Genomic DNA, 21,460 nt, shown 5'->3' on the forward strand with positions numbered 1-21,460 from the left:
ATGTACGAGAGGTTCGGGCTCTTCGTTGACGGCGAATGGCGAAAGGGAAGCGGCGCCGCGACGGTCTTTTCGCCCGTAACGGAAAAGGTCCTCGGCGAAATCGCGACCGCCTCCGCAACCGATACGCAAGCGGCGCTCGATGCGGCCGCGGCGGCGCTCCCCGCGTTGCGAGTGCTCGGCGGCTTCGCCCGCGCCGACGCGCTTCACAGGGTCGCCGACGAAATGATCGCCCGCGGCGAGGAAGCCGCGAAGATGCTCTCCACCGAGACGGGAAAGCCGATCGCCCAGTCGCGACGAGAATGGACCCTCGCCGTCGACCAGTTCCGCTGGTACGCCGAGGAGGCCAGACGCATCTATGGACGCGTGGTGGAGAGCCGGGCTCCGGGCGGGCGCTTCGAGATATCCAAGGAGGCCGTCGGTGTCGTCGGCGCCTTCACCGCTTGGAACTTCCCCGCCTCGCTGCCGGCGCGCAAGCTCGCCCCGGCGCTCGCTGCCGGCTGTCCCGTCGTTCTGCGGCCGTCGTCGCAGACGCCAGGAACGGCGATGATCATGGTCGATTGCATTCGCACCGGCGGGCTGCCGCGCGGCGCGATCAATCTGGTCGTCGGCCAAACCTCGCAAACCTATGCGCCGATCATGGCCGACCCGCGCGTGCGCAAGGTGTCGCTCACCGGCTCGACCCGTGTCGGACAGCAGATGATCCGCGACGCCGCTGACACGGTGAAGAAGGTGTCGATGGGGCTTGGCGGAAACGCGCCGCTGATCGTCTATCACGATGCCGATCTGGACGCGGCTATCGACATCTCGGTTGCGGCCAAATTCGCCAATGCCGGCCAAGTCTGCGTGACGCCGGACCGCTTCTTCGTTCACGAGAGCCTGCACGACCGCTTCGTCGAGGGCTTCGTGAAACGCACCAGGGCGATCAAGCTGGGCAACGGCCTCGATCCCGATACCGCGATGGGGCCGCTTATCAATGCGAAACGCCTTTCGGAGATCGACGACATCGTGCGCGATGCCGTCCGCGCCGGCGCGAAGGTCGAGACAGGCGGCCAGCGGTCGGCGGACTTCAACGAAGGTCACTTTTACGAACCGACCGCGCTGACCGGCGTCACTGACGACATGAAGGTGTTCGCGCGGGAGAACTTCGGGCCGATCGCCGCGATCACCGGCTTTACCGAGGAAGACGAGGTTCTCGCCCGCGCCAACTCCTGCGAGATGGCACTCTCGGCCTATGCCTTCACGCGCTCACCCGAGCGCGCGCGCCGCACGGTCTCCGCCCTGAAATCCGGCATGGTCGGCATCAACAGCTTCGCGCTGGCCGCCTCGGAGGTGCCCTTCGGCGGCACCAATCATTCGGGCCTTGGCCGCGAGGGCGGGCCGGAAGGCATGGAAGACTATCTCGAAACCAAGCTCGCGCAGATCGTGATGTAAGGAAGACCCATGCTGAAAAACAGGCTCAAGCAAATCTGGGCGGCGGGCCAACCGGTCCTGAACGGCTGGTGCTCGATCGGCAATGCCTTCACTGCCGAGATCATGGCCGCGCAGGGATACGATTCAGTGACCATCGACATCCAGCATGGCGCGCTCGACTATTCCTCGGCCCTGGCCATGTTTCAGGCCATGAGCGGCTCCGGTATCGTGCCGATGGCACGGGTTCCCTGGCTCGACCCGGCAGCCATCATGAAGGTACTCGATGCCGGTGCGATGGGCATCATCTGCCCCATGATCAACTCGCGCGCCGAAGCCGAGGAGTTCGTCTCCTACATGCGCTATCCGCCGCTCGGCCAGCGCAGCTTCGGGCCGACCCGCGCCGCGATCGCCATGCCCGGTTACGGCACGCAGATGAACGAGGAAGTTCTCGCATTCGCCATGATCGAGACCGCCGATGGCGTGAAAAATCTTGCCGAGATCGCGGCAACTCCAGGTCTGGACGGGATCTATGTCGGTCCGGCTGACCTGACGCTCGGTACACAGGAAGGCCGCCTGCCTCCAGGCTTCGACCGGGAGGAAGACGAAATGGTCGCGCTGATCAGGCGTATCGCCAACATCTGCCGGGACAACGAAATCAAGGCGGCCCTCCATTGCGGCACGCCCGAATACGCGGCCAAGGCGATTGGCTGGGGCTACCGGATGACGACCGTCTCGGGCGATAGCCGGCTGCTTGCTTCCGCCGCCAGCGCGTCTGTCACCGCCTGGAAGTATCTGACGGGCCGCGAAGAGATAGCCGCCGCAGACGACAAGGGAAGCTATTGATGCCGCATCTGCTCGTCGCGGGGAAATTGCATCCGGCCGGCGTCGCCTTGCTCGACGAGCTGAAAGCCCGGGGCGTCACCTTCGACTATGTGGAGGAAATCTCGGAGCCATCCTACGCGCCGCTCATCGACAAGGCAGACGCCCTGGTGATCCGCACCCAGCCCCTGTCGGCGGCAACCATCGCTAAGGCGGCAAGGCTCAAGGTCGTTTCACGCCACGGTGTCGGCTACGATGCCGTCGATCTCGACGCACTCAACGCGCGCGGCATTGCGCTGACGATCGTTGGCGACGTCAACTCGGTGTCGGTCGCCGAACACGCAATGATGCAACTCCTCGCCGCCGCCAAGCAGATCCTGCGCGCCGACCGTGCCGTTCGCGACCCGTCGCACTGGAACTGGCGCAACAGGCTCGAGCAGCGCGAAATCCACGGCAAGAATCTCTTGATCGTCGGCTATGGCCGATCCGGCCGCCATCTCGCACGGATGGCTTCGGGTTTCGACATGAAGGTTCGGGCACATGATCCGTTCCTGAAGAAAGCCGGCTGGCCGGAAGGCGACGTTGCCAGCTTCGACGACCTGTCGGAGGGGCTCGCATGGGCCGACTGCCTGTCGGTGCATGTACCGAAAAGCGACAGGCCGGTCATCGGCGAGAAGGAACTCCGCGCGGTTAAGCCCGGCATCATTATCGCCAACACCGCGCGCGGCGGCGTGATCGATGAACGGGCCCTGGCTCAGGCGCTTGCCGACGGACGCGTTAACGCCGCCGGCATCGACGTGTTCGAACAGGAACCGCCGACCGACGAGTCTCCCTTTCTTTCGCAGGACAACGCCATCCTGTCCCCCCACATCGCCGGGGTCACCGAGGAAGCCGCCATGCGAATGGCGATATCCTCCATCGAGAACGCCATCGGGTTTCTCGAAGGCAACATCGATCCCGCGCTGATCGTCAATCGGAAATCAGCAAATGCCTGAAAAACCCAGACTGCGCGTCGGCTTGATCGGTTCCGGCTTTATGGGCAAGGCCCACGCCTTCGCATTTACAACGGCATCGCGCGTTTTCGATCTTCCGTTCGAACTCGAACTGCACACGCTCGCCGACGCGACCGCGGAACTGGCGGCAAACGCCGGGCGGGCGCTCGGCTTCGCGCATTCGACATCGGACTGGCGGCAGCTCGTCGACGATCCGCAAATCGACATTGTCTCCATCACCGCGCCGAACGCCCTGCACAAGGAGATGTCTCTGGCCGCGATCGCGGCGGGCAAGCACGTCTATTGCGAAAAGCCGCTCGCCCCGACCGTTGCAGACGCCCGCGAAATGACCGAGGCGGCAGAAGCTAAGGGGGTCAAGACACAGGTCGGCTTCAACTATCTCTGTAATCCGATGATCCATCTCGCATGGGAGATGATCTCCGGGGGAGAACTCGGCGACATCCTCGGCTATCGCGGCATCCATTGCGAAGACTACATGGCCGATCCGGACAGCCCGTTCACCTTCCGCCACGATCCGACCGGAGGCGGCGCGCTTGCCGATATCGGCAGCCATGCCTTGGCGACGGCGGAATATCTGCTCGGGCCCATATCGCAGGTGATGGGCGACTGCGTCACCATGATCCCGAAACGCCCCAACGGCCAGGTCGCCGTTCGCCGCGTAGAGGTCGACGACATCGGCCGGGCCCTGATCCGCTTTGCCAGCGGCGCGACAGGCTCCGTCGAGGGGAACTGGATCGCCACCGGCCGCAAGATGCAGCATGACTTCGAAATCCACGGCACCAAAGGCGCGCTCGCATTCACGCAGGAACGCTTCAACGAGTTGCACTTCTATTCGGTCGGGGATCCGGCTGGCCGGCGTGGATTCCGCCGCATCGAGGCTGCGCCCGACCATCCGCCCTACGGCTCTTTCTGCGTCGCACCAGGCCACCAACTGGGCTTCAACGACCTCAAGGCCATCGAGGCAGCCGGCTTTGTCGACGCCATAGCCGGACGAACGGCGGAGCCGTTCAACTTCAAGGCGGGGCAGCGTATTCAGACCTTGGTGGAAACGATCCAGGAGTCGTCGCGAACCGGGCGCTGGCTGGTGGTCTGACCGATGCGGCCGGGACCGGCCCGGCAACAGGAGTATTGCAACAGGCAATCCGGATTGTGCAATAGATATTGCAGGACAACACTGCGACTGGAGAACCGATGGAAACCGGCACGCCGCCCGGGGATTACGAGGCACTGATACGGCTCATTCACGAGCGGTACGATCAGATGAGCAAGACGTATCAGAAGATATCGGTCTACCTCACGCAGAATCCGAACGAAGTGGCGGTCCAGCCGGTGAGCACGATTGCCGAGAAGGTCGGGATCCACGCGTCCAGCTTCGTCCGTTTCGCCCAGGCGCTTGGCTATAACGGCTTCAAGGAACTGCAGGTGCTCTTCCAGAAGCGGCTTTCAACGGCCGCGCCTGGATTCGAGGCACGCTCCAAGGCGCTCCGCGAGGAGCTTGCCAGCCGCGGAGACGTGTCGGAGATCGGTTTCCTGCACGAATTGGTCATTCAGGACGTTTCGGCCCTGCAGGCGCTGCTGGAAGACATCAGCCAGGACGATCTGGCGCTTGCGTCCGACCTCATTCACAACGCCGACACCGTCTTTATCGTCGGCCAGCTGCGCGCCGAACCCATCGCGTTGCTGATCCGCTACATGCTGACCATGCTGGGCAAGCGCTGCATCCTGCTCGACGCCGGGGGAGGGCTGGCCACGCATATGGCGCGCACGATCCGCGGTTCCGACGTCATGATTGCCATATCGTTCCGCTTCTATGCCAACGAGGTTGTGTCCATTGTCGAAAACGCCGGCGCCGAGGGCATGCCGATCGTCGCGATCACGGACAGCACGCTCTCGCCTTTGGCCAAGTCCGCTCGGGTTCTGTTCGCCGTACCCGAGCGCGAGCACAAATACACGCGCTCTCTCACAGCGCCGATCTGCCTGGCACAGGCACTCGTCGTCGCCGTGGCAGCCCGGGTGCAAGACAACAAGACCACTCCGCACATTCCGATCGCCACGGAAAAATAGGAGCGCTGGGGTGCAACAGGCGACGGCCTCCGCGGACGTACACGACGCCCGCAGAGGCCGTTGCGTTTCAGACTGTGCCGCCGAGGCTACCTTCGAGTTCGGCAAGCTCCTGGCCGCCGGCCATCAGGTCCTGCAACTGCTCTGCGGTGATCTCGCCGCGAACTGCTGTGCCCAGCGTCTTGCCCCGGTTCAACACGGTGAACCTGTCGCCCACAGCCATCGAATGGCGCACATTGTGGGTGATGAAGACGACCCCGATACCCTGGCTGCGCACCTTGTCGATCGTCGCCAGCACCTTGGCGGTCTGGCGTACCCCGAGCGCCGAGGTCGGCTCATCAAGGATCAGCACCTTGGCGCCGAAATAGACGGCCCTCGCAATGGCGACGGTCTGGCGTTCGCCGCCCGAAAGGGTGCCGACAGCCTGGTCCGGGCCGCGAAGATTGATGCCCATCTTGCGCATCTCCTCCACGGTCACTTCGTTTGCATGCTTGAAGTCGATCGACTTGAACGGACCGCGGCGACGTTCCGGTTCGCGCCCCATCCAGAAATTGCGGGTCACCGACATCAGCGGAATCATGGCCAGATCCTGATAGACCGTGGCGATTCCGGCTTCCATCGCATCGCGCGGAGAGTCGAATTTCATCTCCTTGCCCTCGAACCGGATCGACCCGTGAGTCGGCTTGTGCACGCCGGCCATTGTCTTGATGAATGTCGACTTGCCCGCGCCGTTGTCCCCCAAGAGGCAGTGGCACTCGCCCGGATGGATATCGAAACTCACTCCGGCCAGCGCGATAACGGGCCCAAAATGCTTTTCAATATCCTTCATTTCGAGGAGCGCTCGCCTGTTCGTCGCATCGCCGTGATGGAACTTCGTATCTTGGCTCATTTTAGCGCTCCCCCGTGATCATGCGGCGGATATAGGTGTTCAGGATCACCGCAAGGATGAGGATGGTTCCGAGAAACACTCGAAACAGCGAACTCTCAGCGCCGGAGAAAAACAGTCCCTGCTGCACAACGCCGAAGATCAGCGCGCCAAGCGCCGCACCGATGACGGACCCGTAACCGCCCGTGAGCAGCGCACCGCCGATAACGACGCAGATGATCGCCTCGAACTCCTTCAGAATGCCGCGATCAGCAGCGGCGGAGCCAAATTCCATCACCTGGCTGGTCGCCAACACCGTTGCGCAAAAGGCCGAGAAGATGAACATGGTTATTTTCACGCGATTGACTGGAACGCCCACATAGCGTGCCGCAACCGGGTCGCCGCCAGCGGCGAAAATCCAATTGCCGAACTTGGTTCTCGACAGAAGCCAGTGCCCGAAGATGATCAGCGCGATGGCCCAGACCATCAGCATGGGCAGTCCCTCGACAACCGGCTGCCCCATCTTGGTCCCTCGCACATAGGTGTCAATCAAGCCGATATCGGCAAGAAATTGAAATGCTGGCTTCAGGATCACACCGCCGAAGAGGGGCGCGAGCCAGTCTCCCTGGCTTACATCGCGGACGCCACCAATGATCGTCTGGCGGGTGGTAGCGACCGCGAGGAAGATCGTCATACCACGCAGGATGTAGAGAAACGCCAGCGTCACAATGAACGATGGCAACCCCGTCTTGATGACGAGGAAGCCGTTGAGCGCGCCTATCGACATGCAGACGACGAAGGCGGCGATGATTGATAGCCACATGGGCCAGTCGAGTTGGACCGACAGGATCGCGATCACGATCCCGGCAAAGCCGATCATGGAACCGACTGAGAGGTCGAATTCCCCGGCGATCATAAGCAAACACGCACCGACTGCGATGATCGCAAACTGGGCGGAAACAACGCCCCAATTCATGACGCCGTCGGCGGCGAACATGCCGCTGTCTCCGGCAACGATCAGGAAAAAGGCGAAAACCAAGACCACGCCGGCAAGTGCGCCAAGCTCCGGCCGTATCATGAGTTTCCGTAACGCCGAGGTCTCTTTGAGCCGTTCGTCGGTCATAAAAATTGCATCTCCAACGCGAGGGATCCGGGGCAACGGAACTCGTTGTCCCGGACAGCCATAATTAGCGGTACTTACCCGCGAATTGGGCAATCTGGTCGATATTGTCCTTGGTGATAAACCCTGGGCCAGAGTTCACGTTATGCGGAATCCTGACGCCATAGCGAACGTAGTCGGCGAGGGCGATGACCGAAAGCTGGCCCTGAAGGAAGGGCTGCTGATCGATCGCGTAGTTGATCGTCCCGCTCTTGATTGCGCCAGCGATTGCTTCCGAGTTGTCAAACGTACCGAAATTGATTTCACCGGCTAGACCCATTTCTTCCAGCGCGAGAATGGTCGGCTCTGCCGCATTTGGGCCGACGGCGAGGATGGCGTCGATGTCCTGGTTGACGCGCAGATAGGCTTCGACGCGACTCTTCACCTCGGCCGGGTCGGCGCCCACATCGATCATCTGATCCTCGAAATCCTGGCCCATGCCCTCGGCAAAGCCACGGCAGCGCTCGGTCAGGGGAGCATTGTTGATCTGGTGGTTCACGCAGACAAATCTTGTCGCGCCTTCACCGGCGGAGCGCTTTCCGGCCGCGAACCCCGCGTCATATTCAGGCTGGCCGATATGCATGAGCGCGCCGAGCTGCGCCGATTGCTCAGCAGTGCCTGAGTTCACGGTGACGACCGGAATACCCTTCCCGATTGCATCCTTGATCGGACCGGAAACCACATCATAGTCCGGGATGGTGACGATGATGCCATCGGGATTCGATGCCGCGCTCTGTTCTATGATGCGGGCCATGTCGCCAAGGTCACCGTTCGGGGGATTGCGAATATCGACCGTCACACCGATCTGGGTCTCGGTGTCGGTGATCGCGTTCTTGATTACGTTCCACCACGAATCCGAGTCCGGCGAGTGATAGATGAACACGAAGTGTTCGTCCTGGGCGGATGCCGACGCCGAGCCCAGCGTGAGAGCCGCCGCGGCAGCCAATGCGATTGTCTTCAGATTCAGCTTCAAGGTTCTCTCCTCCTTTTTCATCCCCGATTACATGCCGCCGGGGAAATGCGGCAGATCTCCACCCGAAATTCGGACAAAGAAGACACCTGGCCTGCACACGCAGAGTGTTGCGCAAGCCATCATTGCTGTTTCGGCAGCGCGAAATTGAACCCTAAGGGTAAGGCGTCCAGGCAACAGCTTGGTGCGAAACCCGGACCGCCGCCCCCCACACGACCTGCCCGTCAGTACAGCTGTGCCATGTCGTCGGACTGCTGCGGCATGCTATAAGTCTCCTCCACCTCGTGCGGTCCCGGACAGGCTGCGCAACAGATATTGCAGTACTTTCGAGCATGTCCAATTCCATTGCAATTGCCCGACCGGGCGCACGCTTTGCTTTTTTCGGCCTGCGGCCACAGCCGTGGGCATATGATTCAGCGTCCTCAAAGCGGCGCCAACACGAAACCGAAGGTCGAACGCCACGCAATATCCCCACCGTCGACGCGCTTGTAGTTGGCAATCAGAGTCTCCTTGACACCGAACACGGCATCGGACTCCAAATACGGGTCGTCTTCGACGAAAGTGTGCGTCACCAGCCGCTGATATCCCGGCGCGGTTACGAGGAAATGCATGTGGGCGGGCCGGTAGGGATGGCGCCCGAGCGCTTCAAGCATCTTGCCGACAGGACCATCATCAGGGATCGGATAGGAGATGGGCTTGATGCCCTTGAAAACATACCGCCCATCCTCGCCCGTCAGAAATCGGCCACGATTGTTCCATTTCGGCTGTATCCCGGGCTGCTGAACATCATAGTAACCCTCGGCATTGTCCGACCAGACATCAACGCACGCGCCGGTGATGGCATTTCCGTCGAGATCGACGACACTCCCCTCAAACAGGCAAGGCTCGCCCTTGCCGTCGAGGCAGATATTGTCACCCATCTCGCGAAACGGGGCATTCGCTACATGGAAAGGACCAAAAACCGTGTTCTCGGTCGCCGCCGCCGGACGACGATTGTTGATCGCGTCGACCAGCATCGACAGCCCGAGCACGTCCGAAAGCAGGATGAATTCCTGGCGCTCGTCCGAGCAGATCTGCCCGGTCTTGGTAAGAAAATCGATACCGAGTTCCCATTCCTCCTGCGTGAGCCTCGTTTCCTTGGCGAAGGCATGCAGATGACGCACAAGAGAGGACACCACCTCGACTAGTCGGGGCGGCGCGTCGGCGCTGATCCGTTCGATAGCAATGTCGGCCGAGCGGGCCTCAGAGAAATGGGCGTTCATTTCACCGTCTCCGTGTCTTCGTTGAACATGGCTCGCGCGGGGCGCTCTCCGGTCAGCGCGCCTGATAAGAGCACGCTCAAGCCCTCCCGCGTGATCGCGCGCGGGTTCCAGTATGGCCGGGCCAGCGCGACATCGACGGCGCGCGGTATATCCGCCTCGGTGAAACCGAAGGCCTCCAGCGCCGTTGGGGCACCGATTGCGCGCGCAAATTCGTGGAGCCCGTCGGCCGCCGTCTCCGCACCGAAAATCCGGGCGACGGGCGCGAGCAATTCCGGCACGGCCGCCTCATTATATGCAATCGCATGAGGCAGGACGACCGCGTGCACCTCGGCATGGGGAAGGTCAAAAGTCCCGCCTAGCACATGGCAGAGCTTGTGATGAAGCGCCATGCCGACCTGTCCGAGGACCGTGCCGCACAGCCAGGCGCCGTATTGCGCCATCGACCACGCTTCGAGATCGGCCCGGTCGGCGTCGACACGGGGCACTGCGGCCGCGAATGCGCGAATGCCCTCGGCCGCCATCAAGCTTCCGACCGGGTTGCGATCCCGCGCATATAGGCCCTCGACCGCATGAGCGATCGCGTTCATAGCGCTTGACGCGACAAGACGCGGCGGAAGCGAGGAAACCAACAACGGATCGTAAACGATCGTGTCCGGGCGCACTCTCAAATCGGTCAGAGTTGTCTTCTCCCCACCCTTCGTTTCGCCGAGAATGGGCGTAGCCTCCGAGCCGGCGAAGGTCGACGGCACCGCGATCTGCGGCAACCCGCTGCGTAGCGCCAGCGCCTTGGCAAGACCGATCGCCGAGCCCCCGCCGACAGCGACGAGGCCATCGGCATCGCCGAGCCGCGCCATCCTCGCCTCGGTCACGGAAACGGGCGTGTGCATCGCCGCCCCAACGAACAATCCGGCCGCGCGCGGACCAAGCGCCCCGGCAATCTCCCCGGCCACACCTTCCAACTCCGGAGTCGCGATCACGAGGACGCGTTCAAGACCAAGACGAACGAGTTCTTCGCCAACCCGGAGGCGGCTGGACGGGCCGAACACGACGCGGGCCGGCGAACCCTGGCAATCAAAGCGGGACTGAAAGAACATGTTGGCCCCTCGGGTCTCCTCCGGAAAGCGCGCCTCGCTCAAGAACGAAAGCCTCGCAGTCGCGTCAGGCGCGATTGTCGACGCGCTTGTTAAACGGATGAATGTTGACCGACTTCCACAGGCCGGCCTTGTAGAAGGGATCGGCCCGATTGAAGGCGACCACCGCCTCCGCGTTGTCTGCATCGAAGACGAACAGCGAGCCGATCATGGTTTCATTGTCATCGGCGAGCAACGGACCAGAGATCACCGTCTTGACCGCTGCATCGGCGAGATAGGCCTTGTGTGCATCGTACTGAGCAAGACGCTTGTCGACAGAGTTTTCGTGATCAAGGCAATGCACGACGAAATACATATCGCTACGTCCCTTTGCTGTCGCCCGCCACACAGAGTGTCCGGTGCGAGGCGAGCACCCACCTGCCCCATTCGGAGACCCGTCGGCTGCCGCTTCGTTAATTTCCAAACAAATAGATCACGGAAATGTTTTTGGAAAGTCAGAATCTCGAAAATTCGAGTTTTTTTGGAAAATCGGCTGAAGCCGTGCGGCGGCACCGCGGCGCGAGCTCACACAAGCGGAGCAGGCATTGCCCTCCGCCTCCACGCAAAACGACAATCTAAAACAAGAATTGAGCGCCGTCGCGGGCGGTCAGCGGCGGCCCTGGTCGAACCCGTTCTCAAGAATGCGGTCGACAGTCACCTGATAGTGGGCCGCCAGAAGATCTGTGGTTCGCGCCGCGTCGCCGGCGACGAAGGCATTGAGGATCTCGGCATGCTCTTCGCGCTCGTTGCGCTCCGGATAGGTCGAGGCACAAAGGATCCGGTAGCGCTCCGCCCGATCGAAAAGCTGCGAACAGAAAGCCGTGACGGGCGCCAGCCCCGCAGCGTCCACCAGCGCTATATGGAAATCCTTGTGCAGCTTTTCCCAAAGGGTCGAGCGCCGCCCGTCAACAAGGCGTCTTTCCTTACTAAGCCTATGATAAGCTAATACGATCTTCTCTTCAGCTTCGACATCTCGACGTTCGATTCCGGCAGCGATCGCCGCCCCTTCGATCATGATCCGGGACTCCACGATCTGGCGTAATTCGGCTTCGGAGATCGGCGCCGCGCGAAACCCCTTGCGCTCCTCGCGCACGACCCAACCTTCCGAATCGAGCCGGTTCAGCGCCTCTCTCAGCGGACTGATGCCGATGTCGTATTTCGATCGCAACGCGTCGAACAAGAGCTTTCCGCCAGGCGGAATCTCTCCATTCATGATGTCGCGACGGATCGTTTCATATACCGAACTCGCTCGCGTCAGAACTGTTTCGCTGTCTTTCAATCGTCCTACCCCGAAAACCGGAACCGCACGCGCCGCCAACAGACGGTCAAGTCCGCACGATCTCCTCGCGTCCAAGCCGGTGAACCTCTCACACGGCCCGAAGCGCGAACGCACAGAATACGGACAAGTCCGCCAACAAGCAAATATCTTGGAAAATCCGGTGTGATTTCTGCCGGAAAGGCGGTTGATAGGGACATCCGCACCTCGACCGGACTAGATCATCTCCGTGGCCAACGCTCGCAAGTCTGGGACGTCCGATAGCGCGGAAGCCAGAATCGCTTCCATCTTTACTAGGATATTTTGTGGAAAATATGTTGACTAGGTACTTTTTCTGGAAAATAAATCTCTTCGAGACATGTTCACCGATACGGTGCACCTGTCCGCCTGGCGTCGCGACGCGGGAGGAATGGGAAGCCGTTGCGCGGATGCGGGAATGCCCGCGTCTGCGCGCATCTGACAACCTCGCTCCGGGCGAACGATGGCGTATTGCTGAAACCTGACTGCATCTTGAGGAAAAGACATGAATTCTGACAATCTTGGCGGCGTGATAGTGACGGGAGCTGCGCGCGGAATCGGCCGGGCCATCGCGGGCGAGCTGTCCAGCACCGGCTACGGTGTCGTCATTGCCGATCTTGACGAGAAGGCCGGATCCGAGGCCGTCGCCGAGATCGACAAGGCGGGCGGCAAGGCACTCTTCCACAAGGTCGACGTGTCGGATCGCGCTTCCTTGGCGGCCGCGGTCAAGGCATGCGAGGCGGCGTTCGGCTTCATCCACGCCATCGTCAACAATGCAGGTTTCAACCGGCCACAGCACTTCCTCGAGACGACGGAGGAGAATTGGGACCGGATCATGACGATCAACGGTCTCGGCGTGCTCATCGGGATGCAGGAAGCGGCCAAGGCCATGATCGCGGCCGGCCACAAGGGCAAGATCGTCAACACCGCCTCCATCGCCAGCCGCGGCGGCGATGCGGAATGGGTGCCCTATTGCGCCAGCAAGGCCGCCGTCGTCAGTATGACCCAGGCCGGTGCCAAGGCGCTGGCCCAGCACGGCATCAACGTCAACGCCTTCGCCCCGGGTGTCGTGCAGACGGACCTGTGGACCCAGCTCGACAAGGACCTGATGGAGATGGGCATTTCTTCGGTACCCGGCGAGGCGATGGACAATTTCTCAAAGAGCATCCCGCTCGGCCGCACCTCCACTCCGCAGGACGTGGTGGGAACGGTCGCATTCCTGATCTCGCCTGCGTCGGACTACATGACCGGCCAGTGCCTGATGATCGATGGCGGGATGATCATGCAATGACCGGGACCAGGCTTGGTATTTTGACGGGCGCCGCCGGCCATATCGGCCGCGCCACCGTCGACAAGTTCGCAGCGAATGGCTGGTCCCTTGTCATCACGGACGTTTCCGACGCCGTAGAGGAAGTTGCGCGCAATGCGGCGCGCGAACATGGAACCACGGTCATCGGCGTGCAAGCCGACATCGCACGCGAGGACGACGCGGTGCGGGTGGCGGCAGTTGCCGCCAACTCAGGCCAACCCATGACGTTCCTGGGCCTAATCGCTGGCATCAACCACGAGGCCGCCCCCGTCGACCAGATCGATATGGACATTTGGGACAGGGTCTTTTCGATCAATCTCAGGGCGAACGTCCTGATGATGAAGCATTGCGTAACGCTACTTCGCCAGTCGGGCGGCGGGGCCATTGCCACGACCTCGAGTTGGTGGGGCCGTGCCGCGCATCCCTATTTCAGCGCCTACTGCGCCTCGAAAGCCGGCGTTATCGCGCTGACCCAGAGTGCGGCGGGCGAACTCGCACCGGAGATCCGGGTCAACTCGGTCGCTCCGGGCAATGTCGGCACGCCGATGCATTTCGATGCGCTCGAGGTCGAAGCCAGGGAACGCAACATCTCCCTGAAGGAGATGCAGGAGATCGAATGGGCGAAGATCCCGCTCGGTCGCCCAGCCGAACCTACTGAAATTGCGGCGGCGTTTCATTTTCTCGCCTCGCCGGAATCCTCCTATCTCACCGGCGCGGTGCTCGACGTGAACGGAGGATGCGGGTTCTACTAGAAACGCAATAAAACCATTCAATTCAACAATTTGAAAAGACACTGGCAGGCGCCAACAGCGGCCTGAGCGTGGAAAAGCGACCCATTCGCCATGTTCCAAGCCAGCAACAGGGAGAGAAATCGATGAACCAGGAAACAACCCGCGATCCCCGGATAGCATTCCTCGGAACCGGTGCGCAGGGAGCGTCGATCGCGGCCGACTTCGCCCTAGCCGGGCTCGATGTCACCCTCATCGATCAATGGCCCGCCCATGTCGAGGCCATTCGTGAGAACGGGATCACGGTCAACCTTCCCACTCGCACGATCAACGCGAAGGCACCGGCTCTCCACCTGTGCGAGGTCGCAGAGGTCAAGGAACCCTTCGATATCGTGTTCCTCGTCGTCAAGGCCTATGACACGCGTTGGGCGTGCGAGTTGATCAAGCCCGTGCTAGCGCCCGATGGCCTCGTCGTCGGTCTTCAAAACGGAATGAGCCACAAGGACATCGCCGCCGTCGTCGGGCGCGAACGCACTGTCGGAGCCGTGATCCAGATCGCGTCGAACATGTGGACGCCGGGGGTCACAACCCGTCAGAACGATCACGACGACTCCTGGTTCGCGCTGGGCGCGCTTGACCCGGAGACGCAGCAACGCGTCCAGGGAGTGGCCGAGCTGCTGCGACATTCGGGAACCGTCGAGGTTCACGAGGACATCCATTCCGCAAAGTGGATGAAACTAGTGGTGAACGCAGCCGAACTTATCCCCTCCGCCATCATCAATACAGAACTGCGGGGTGCAACCCGCGTACCCGGCATGTTTGAAGTCATGCGGGCGGCCGGCTACGAAGCCATGCAGGCCGCCTTGGCAGACGGCGCCACCATCATGCCGATCATCGGCATGCCCCCAGTGATGAGCAATCACCCCGACCGCTATGTCGATGAAATCTTTGAAAAGGTTCTGACGACCTATTCCGAAGAAGACACGCTCACCACCTCCCTTCAGGACTGGCGCAAGGGACGCCGCGCCGAAGTCGACGACGTCAATGGCTGGGTCGTTGAGACCTTGCGCGCGCAAGGGCGCAAGGCGCCTGTCAACCAGCGCGTTGTAGAGATCGCGATTGAGATCGAGGCAGGGAAACTGGACCTGAAGACCGAAAATGCCGCGCTTATGATTGAAGCGTATAAGGCCGCGGCGAAAGACGGCTAGAGCAACGAAAGTTGTTGCACGCGGCACCCCAGAACATCGCTTTGCCGGACCTCGTAGAAAGCCGAGCTGGAAAAGCGAGCCTGCGAAACATCTCATCAAAGCTGGATGCCGACGCGGCTACCAGTCTGTTGGGATCAACAAACGTCAGGCCAGATAAGAGTCTGACCGGACGCAATGAAGTGTTATCACACATATCGGTCGGCCCGTCATCCAGCGTTGAATTCGATTGGCCGCGAGCGCTCTCGGTCCGGCTAGTCGCGCAGAAGGCCCGTCGAGTCCTAGAATCACTCCGGATCATTGAAACCCAACACACTCGCCCGACGATGACAGGAATTGTCTCAGTGCGGAGCGACTTCCGAACGTATGATTGCCAATCGATCCTGGCGATGAAACCAACTTGAAACCAAGAACGTCGACCAGAAGGTCGAACTCGGTTGCGCCCGCTCGCTGTGCCAGTGTTCAATACCCGAGGAGAGGTGAAAGCCGCCCTCAACACCTGAATTACCGCGGTGCAGCATGGTCCGAACGTATTTGCAATTCTACGCCCACCAAGCATACATAGAGCGCAAAACGAGCCAATTTCGGCACTGCACTAAGTACCCGCTACTTTCTTTTTCGACATGGGGAGGCGAGATGAAAAACAAAGGACAAAGGATACGAAATCATACACACTTCGGTTTTATCAAGCGGGTATTTAGAATATTATGTTGGCCGATTTGTATATATTGGCATTGCTTACGAGAAAGCGCCGCAGTCGCCGCAAGAGAGTTTAGCTCAAGATATTCGGAGTAAATTCAGTTTAATCATGCCGTCTTGACGAATTCATACTGCTTGACCTCTAATTGAAGGCATATGCAATGGTTTTCACGCCCCGGCAAGCCGGCGGGCAATACCCACGACGAGTCATTCAGCAGAAAGTACCGGCCGGTAGAGTACCCCGCTTTGATGGACACTTTACCGATTGTGAAAGAGAGTGTTTCTCATGCCGAGAACCAGGAACCCGTACCCTGCGGAAACCAGGTAGTAGATCATTGCCTTGATGCGAGACGGGCGCAATGTTGAATTCCTTGGCCGAGAGTTCGAACCGAATGTCGCAACGATCCATGGCTCAGCCAAGCAGGCCGGGATCGACGGCGGGACACGAGAAGACGATTGCCGAGCTCCGGCTGCCGTGCAAGTAGAACCGTCAGCTTCGCACGAGCGCGACACCTTCTTGAGTGCCTCGGCCCGGTTTGCAGCGAACGACGTGACGTCGTCCCGGTCTGCGAATTCATGATCGCCAACCCATTGGCCGCGGGCGAATGCTACGCATTCGCCTAGAGGAGGGCCTGTTACCCGATTGGGACGATCGCGAGTATTCTGAGGGTTTCGCGTAACTGTTTATATGCGTGGCGCTGTGGATCACCATCAGCCTGCGGGTTGGCCGATGGTGATCTGACCGGACGCATCAAGACCATCCATCAAGCCTCCAGGCAGATCGATGACGCACCGCGCGCCCTGGCTGAAGCCGGCATTCATCTCGGTCGCAAGCGTGTCGGGTGGTTGATGAAATCCACAGACCCGAAGGGAGTTAGCCATCGCAAGTACAGGCGGACCTCGATTCGTGACGAACGGCTGCGGCGACCAATGACTTGGTTGACGGGAACTTCTATGCACATGAGCCGAAGATGCTCTGGTTCACTGACTTCAACTACGTAACCACTCGGGTCGGCTGCCTGTATCTGGCAACTGTCTTTGACCCCTGTAGACGCAAGATCGTCGACTCGGTCATGGGGGCCAACCTTGAGGCTCAGTCAGTTATGGGCGCGATGAACATAGCGATCGGACAGCACAAGCCGACAAACGTCATTCATCACAGCTATCAGAGCCCGCAACATGCGTCAGAGGCCTATGGACTGAAATGCGAGGAAGCCGGCATCCGACCATCCATGGGTTCGGTTGCGCACTGCTTGATGCGGAAGAGTCCGACGGCCGCGCGAACGGGATCGCGGCCACGCCGTTGCGTGCACGGCAATGGGTGCTTAAAGTGGTATTTACAGTACCACTTTATTGAGGTTAGGAAATGGGACTTTCCCGAATTGCGAATTCAGCTCCCATGGAAGAACGGCCCCTGGAGCGTGAGGGTGTGGACAGGGCGTTCACCGGACGCCTTGTCCGGGAATTCTATCGCCGGGTTCGCCAAGACGACCGGTTAGGCCCTATCTTCGCTCGCGAAATCACCGGCGATTGGGAGCCGCATCTTGAGAAGATGACGGATTTCTGGTGCTCGGTAATCCTGAAGACGCGAAGCTATCAGGGTCGCCCTGTGCCCGCGCACATCAAGCTGGAGGGCGTGACGGAAAGCGATTTCGACATCTGGCTTTCGATATTCGCCGGAACGGCGAAGGATCTCTGTGACCCGGACGCAGCCAAGGTCTTCGTTGAACGGGCTGAGAGGATCGCGCAGAGCCTCAAGCTTGCGATGTTCTTCCGGCTGCCTGCCGCAACCAGCGGGCCGGTGCCGGCATGAGGATGACTCTTCACACCGACTACGCGCTTCGCATGCTGATCTTTCTCGCGGTCCGCAATGGCAGGCCGTGCACGGTCAACGATGTCGCGACCGCCTATGGCCTGTCCCGCAATCACCTTATCAAGGTGGCGCAGGGGCTTTCGGAACTCGGATTGGTGGAGACACTGCGCGGACGTGCGGGCGGAATCAGGCTCGCAAGACCGCCCGAAGAAATCAATATCGGATTCGTCGTTCGGGCGATGGAAGACGACAAGGCCATGGTCGAGTGCCTGAAAGCCGATGGCGGGGCCTGTGCGATCACGCCGTCATGCCGTCTTATCGGAGTCGTCCGTGAGGCGCTCGCCGCCTACCTCTCCGTATTCGATAAGTATCACTTACGCGACCTCGTCAGGAACCGTGAAGCGCTGGCCGCGCTGCTAGGCATCGCAAGTCCGCCTGAAGGCGACCTGGCGGGTCAACCTGGCGCCACCGCGCATGGAGGAGGATGACACTTGGCAGACTACGACCATCCGCAATTCGCCTCGCCGCCCTGCTTCATGCATGAACTCGATCCCGCGTTTCGTGCCGAGACAGAAGACCGCCAAGCCGCATATGACGTTAGCCACTGGCGAAAGACGCAGCGTGAGCGGCTCATAGCCGAACGGCGCGCAATCCCCGCGGAGGAACGGACCCGTCTCGCCGGTTTGATCGCGGACCGCCTGGACAAGGAGGCCGGGGATCCGAACGGGCGTATCGTCTCGCTCTATTGGCCGTTTCGGGGAGAACCTGACCTGCGTCCATGGATGCAACGCGTGATCGACCGGGGTGGTCGGATCACGCTTCCTGTGGTCGTCGCAAAAGGCGAACCGCTTGAATTCCGCCTATGGTCACCCGGAGAAAAGCTCGAGCGCGGAATCTGGAATATTCCCGTTCCCGCGGCAGGCGAACCGGTCTCGCCCGATATCGTCATATCGCCTCTGGTCGGCGTTGACGCCGAGCGTTATCGCCTGGGTTATGGCGGAGGCTTCTATGACCGGACGCTTACCGCGATGGCAACAGGACCTCTCGTCCTCGGTGTCGGTTACGCATGTGCACGCCTCGCGACGATCTATCCACAGTGGCATGACGTGCGCATGGACCGGATCATTCTCGCCTAAGCAGCCACCGGCGTTTCAAGTACACTTTCTCAGGGGCCGGATACATCTACCGGCCGCATGTGTCATCTCGGGTAGGAGTCGCGGGTTCGAAGCGACGACCTGGAGCAAATACTATCGAGTCAGCCTCGATAACGCAAAAAAGTCAGTGCTAACTGTTGGCTGGCTGGAGGCCCTCCCCCAACCAACTTCTTGGGCTCTACGCTTTCTCGGCCCCCCGAGGCCGAAGCAGGTCTTGAAGACTTAGAGCAATCTGATGGCCGCTAACAAGGTCGTCCGCTCGAATTTCATCCAACACTCTGCGTAAGACGGCAGCCAGCCGCTCCACCCGCGGCTCGACCTCACACCAAGGCGGCAGGGTTGTGCCACGCGGCTTGGGCTGACCGATTGCCGCCCAGGCGCGGTAGGTGGTCTTCAACAGTTCCCGCTTGGTCAGGCGATGGTGCCGATCGGTGACAAACACCATCTCCAGTGTCGACATGCGGAACCTCTCGGGCATGCTGTCGTTGAGCATCATGGCAAATGCCGTCGAGGCACTGCCCGCCTGCTCCGCCATCGGGACGTCGGAGGCGCTGCCCCCGTCCCCGTCACCATGACCACTCCGCTCGTCGAGTACCGATTGGAGCAGCAGGACATCTCGCATCCCGACGCGTTCCTGGATTGGTTTAAGGCCGTCCTCGTCAACCGGGCCTGTCAGCGCCCAGCCTTCGCCCTCGGTGATCACAATGTCGTCGGGATGCGGAACAACCCAGATCGGGTCGGCGCCATTCCTGACTGCTCGCGCGAGGTGCTCCTCCAGGGACTTCCTGATATTGCGACCTCTCTCAACTTCCTCACGAACAAGTGCCTGATTCAGTTTCTGCGCTTCGTTGATGCTGCGCAGGACATGACCGAGCGCGTGCGGCGAACCCTGGGCGGCTACAGCGAACAGCTTGCTGGTGACGACTTGCGCCAGATCCGCCTCCACCGCCTTGCCATCAACACGGACCGTGACCTTGCGCCCGGCCTCCTTGAGCAACCCCTTCTCGAACTGCGTCAGCTCGCGAAGTCCGGTCTTGGCGCCGGCGTCCGTGCGGTTGTCTTTTCCGCGCGCCATGGTCAGAACCCTCCCGCATTTGCGTCTTGCAATGCTGCGGCCCTGTCGGTGAAGACCACCCCGGAGTGCCCCAACCGTGCTGGCTCACCAGTCACCCGCTCGAACCTGCGGATTATGGTGTCGCAATAGAGCGGGTCGATCTCGATCAGGCGGGCACGTCGGCCGCACTTGTCGGCGGCAATCAGTGTCGAGCCTGAACCGCCGAACACGTCGAGAATGATGTCGTTGCGCTTGCTACAGTCCTTGATCGCATCGGCGATCAGCGCCACCGGCTTGACCGTCGGGTGCATGGCCAGCTCCTCGTCGCGCGAGGCGCCCAGAGAACTGATGCCGGGATAATCCCAGACATTGGTCCGGTACCGCCCTCCATCGCCAAGGCCAAAATTGTTGATGTGCGACGCCTTGCCCTTCTTGAAGACGAAGACCAACTCATGCTTGGAGCGATAGAAGGAGCCCATGCCACCATTGGTCTTGTTCCAGACGCACAGGTTCTTCAGTTCATCGAACACCGCCCCGCCGGCATCCAGCACCTCGCGCATGTGGCGCCAGTCCATGCAGACATAGGCGATGGCGCCATCTCTCAGGCACGACGCCGCGGCACCGAGCGTCTCTCGCAGGAAGACCGTGAAGGACGCGGCATCCATCTCGCCCGAGGCCAGCGCGAACTCGCGATGCCTGATGCGACCGAGACCGCTGACATGCCCGTCGATAGGGACATTGTAAGGCGGGTCGGTGAACAACAGATCGACGGCGTCACCTCCGCACAGCCGCGTGACGTCCTCAACGGAGCGTGCGTCGCCGCACAACAGGCGGTGCGGGCCGAGCAGCCACAGGTCGCCTGGCTGCGTGACTGCCGGCCCGGATGCAACCGGCTCGAACGCATCACGCAGCGGATCAACTCCGGGATTGCCCGAAGCCTCGCCGTCGATGACGATGTCAATCTCGGTGGTCGTGAAGCCAAGCAGTTCGACATCAAAGTCCAGATCGATCAGGCCCTGCATCTCGATGGCGAGAAGGTCGCGGTCCCAGCCGGCATTCTCGGCGAGCTTGTTGTCGGCCAGGATGTAGGCGCGAACCTCCTCCCGGTTGAGATGCGACAGTCTCCTGATCGGCACCTCGGCCATGCCGATCAGCTTCGCGGCCTCGACGCGACCGTGGCCGGCGATGATCGTTCCGTCATCAGCGACGAGAACCGGATTGGTGAAGCCGAAGCGCCTGATGCTCTCGGCAATCTGTCGAACCTGCTTCTTCGAATGCGTCCGAGCATTGTTGGCATATGGTGTGAGCCTGTCGACAGGACACAGTTCTTCCTTTGGCGAATGCATGTGCATCTCCATTCTGTCCGCCTGAAGTGCGGAGGTTGGTTTGTCAGAGGTGATCGCCCGCTGGCGATGACATGAACATTACCGGAACACCGACAAGCGTCGCAACGGGGGGCCATGCAGAAAGCAAAACTGTTTCCGATCGTTTCGCTTTCGAAACGGTATCTCTCGA

At 60.9% G+C, this 21,460-nt stretch carries 20 protein-coding genes; 11 read left to right on the plus strand and 9 right to left on the minus strand.

Annotation, left to right across the window (positions count from 1 at the left end; translation table 11 throughout):
- From MRY80_RS03175 to MRY80_RS03195, 5 genes are all read left to right on the plus strand, one after another.
- Window positions 1-1,431: an NAD-dependent succinate-semialdehyde dehydrogenase gene (locus MRY80_RS03175; RefSeq protein ID WP_293287901.1), complete on the plus strand. Its 1,431-nt coding sequence runs from the start codon at window positions 1-3 to the stop codon at window positions 1,429-1,431.
- Window positions 1,432-1,440: 9 nt separating this feature from the next.
- Window positions 1,441-2,253, plus strand: coding sequence for an aldolase/citrate lyase family protein (locus tag MRY80_RS03180; protein WP_293287903.1), 813 nt, complete (start codon window positions 1,441-1,443; stop codon window positions 2,251-2,253).
- Window positions 2,253-3,224 (plus strand): hydroxyacid dehydrogenase, encoded by a 972-nt coding sequence (locus MRY80_RS03185; RefSeq protein ID WP_293287905.1) that lies wholly within the window; start codon window positions 2,253-2,255, stop codon window positions 3,222-3,224. The genes MRY80_RS03180 and MRY80_RS03185 overlap by 1 nt, the downstream gene beginning before the upstream one ends.
- Complete coding sequence (locus MRY80_RS03190; RefSeq protein ID WP_293287907.1) at window positions 3,217-4,335, plus strand: Gfo/Idh/MocA family oxidoreductase; 1,119 nt, start codon at window positions 3,217-3,219, stop codon at window positions 4,333-4,335. Before MRY80_RS03185 ends, MRY80_RS03190 begins: the two co-directional genes overlap by 8 nt.
- 98 nt (window positions 4,336-4,433) lie before the next feature.
- Entirely contained in the window at window positions 4,434-5,306 is an 873-nt protein-coding gene (locus MRY80_RS03195) for a MurR/RpiR family transcriptional regulator (protein WP_293287910.1), read from the plus strand.
- Window positions 5,307-5,373: 67 nt separating this feature from the next.
- Here MRY80_RS03195 and MRY80_RS03200 read toward each other — a convergent pair whose 3' ends face one another.
- The 7 genes from MRY80_RS03200 to MRY80_RS03230 form a co-directional block, all read right to left on the minus strand.
- Window positions 5,374-6,192: an ATP-binding cassette domain-containing protein gene (locus tag MRY80_RS03200; protein WP_293287912.1), complete on the minus strand. Its 819-nt coding sequence runs from the start codon at window positions 6,190-6,192 to the stop codon at window positions 5,374-5,376.
- Window position 6,193: 1 nt separating this feature from the next.
- Entirely contained in the window at window positions 6,194-7,291 is a 1,098-nt protein-coding gene (locus tag MRY80_RS03205; RefSeq protein ID WP_293287915.1) for an ABC transporter permease, read from the minus strand.
- Window positions 7,292-7,355: 64 nt separating this feature from the next.
- The gene (locus MRY80_RS03210; RefSeq protein ID WP_293287918.1) at window positions 7,356-8,300 is read right to left on the minus strand and encodes a sugar ABC transporter substrate-binding protein; all 945 of its coding nucleotides are present in this window, start codon (window positions 8,298-8,300) and stop codon (window positions 7,356-7,358) included.
- 419 nt (window positions 8,301-8,719) lie between these two features.
- Window positions 8,720-9,559 carry an intradiol ring-cleavage dioxygenase gene (locus tag MRY80_RS03215; protein WP_293287921.1) on the minus strand — a complete coding sequence of 280 codons (840 nt, stop codon included), beginning with the start codon at window positions 9,557-9,559 and terminating at the stop codon, window positions 8,720-8,722.
- Window positions 9,556-10,695, minus strand: a complete 1,140-nt coding sequence (locus tag MRY80_RS03220; protein WP_293287924.1) for a maleylacetate reductase — start codon at window positions 10,693-10,695, stop codon at window positions 9,556-9,558. Before MRY80_RS03220 ends, MRY80_RS03215 begins: the two co-directional genes overlap by 4 nt.
- A gap of 22 nt (window positions 10,696-10,717) precedes the next feature.
- Window positions 10,718-11,005 carry a YciI family protein gene (locus tag MRY80_RS03225; protein WP_293287927.1) on the minus strand — a complete coding sequence of 96 codons (288 nt, stop codon included), beginning with the start codon at window positions 11,003-11,005 and terminating at the stop codon, window positions 10,718-10,720.
- Between the two features lie 291 nt (window positions 11,006-11,296).
- Window positions 11,297-11,968: a GntR family transcriptional regulator gene (locus MRY80_RS03230; RefSeq protein WP_293287929.1), complete on the minus strand. Its 672-nt coding sequence runs from the start codon at window positions 11,966-11,968 to the stop codon at window positions 11,297-11,299.
- A 520-nt stretch (window positions 11,969-12,488) separates the two neighbouring features.
- On the opposite strand from MRY80_RS03230, the gene MRY80_RS03235 reads away from it, so the two are divergent.
- The 6 genes from MRY80_RS03235 to MRY80_RS03260 all read left to right on the plus strand — a co-directional run bounded on the left by MRY80_RS03235 (window position 12,489) and on the right by MRY80_RS03260 (window position 18,873).
- Window positions 12,489-13,274 carry a glucose 1-dehydrogenase gene (locus MRY80_RS03235; RefSeq protein ID WP_293287932.1) on the plus strand — a complete coding sequence of 262 codons (786 nt, stop codon included), beginning with the start codon at window positions 12,489-12,491 and terminating at the stop codon, window positions 13,272-13,274.
- Window positions 13,271-14,044, plus strand: coding sequence for an SDR family oxidoreductase (locus tag MRY80_RS03240; RefSeq protein WP_293287935.1), 774 nt, complete (start codon window positions 13,271-13,273; stop codon window positions 14,042-14,044). Before MRY80_RS03235 ends, MRY80_RS03240 begins: the two co-directional genes overlap by 4 nt.
- A 122-nt stretch (window positions 14,045-14,166) precedes the next feature.
- The gene (locus MRY80_RS03245) at window positions 14,167-15,228 is read left to right on the plus strand and encodes a 2-dehydropantoate 2-reductase N-terminal domain-containing protein (protein WP_293287938.1); all 1,062 of its coding nucleotides are present in this window, start codon (window positions 14,167-14,169) and stop codon (window positions 15,226-15,228) included.
- 2,095 nt (window positions 15,229-17,323) lie between these two features.
- Window positions 17,324-17,737: a group III truncated hemoglobin gene (locus tag MRY80_RS03250; protein WP_293287940.1), complete on the plus strand. Its 414-nt coding sequence runs from the start codon at window positions 17,324-17,326 to the stop codon at window positions 17,735-17,737.
- Window positions 17,734-18,225 carry an Rrf2 family transcriptional regulator gene (locus tag MRY80_RS03255; protein ID WP_293287942.1) on the plus strand — a complete coding sequence of 164 codons (492 nt, stop codon included), beginning with the start codon at window positions 17,734-17,736 and terminating at the stop codon, window positions 18,223-18,225. The genes MRY80_RS03250 and MRY80_RS03255 overlap by 4 nt, the downstream gene beginning before the upstream one ends.
- A gap of 48 nt (window positions 18,226-18,273) precedes the next feature.
- Window positions 18,274-18,873, plus strand: a complete 600-nt coding sequence (locus tag MRY80_RS03260; protein ID WP_293288357.1) for a 5-formyltetrahydrofolate cyclo-ligase — start codon at window positions 18,274-18,276, stop codon at window positions 18,871-18,873.
- A 196-nt stretch (window positions 18,874-19,069) separates the two neighbouring features.
- Here the strand turns inward: MRY80_RS03260 and MRY80_RS03265 are convergent, their stop codons facing one another.
- Window positions 19,070-19,966, minus strand: a complete 897-nt coding sequence (locus tag MRY80_RS03265) for a hypothetical protein (protein ID WP_293287951.1) — start codon at window positions 19,964-19,966, stop codon at window positions 19,070-19,072.
- Window positions 19,967-19,968: 2 nt separating this feature from the next.
- Window positions 19,969-21,291: a DNA methyltransferase gene (locus tag MRY80_RS03270; RefSeq protein ID WP_293287954.1), complete on the minus strand. Its 1,323-nt coding sequence runs from the start codon at window positions 21,289-21,291 to the stop codon at window positions 19,969-19,971.
- Window positions 21,292-21,460 lie beyond the last annotated feature (169 nt).

Source organism: Oricola sp. (assembly GCF_022763245.1).
In the GTDB taxonomy this organism is placed as follows: domain Bacteria; phylum Pseudomonadota; class Alphaproteobacteria; order Rhizobiales; family Rhizobiaceae; genus Oricola.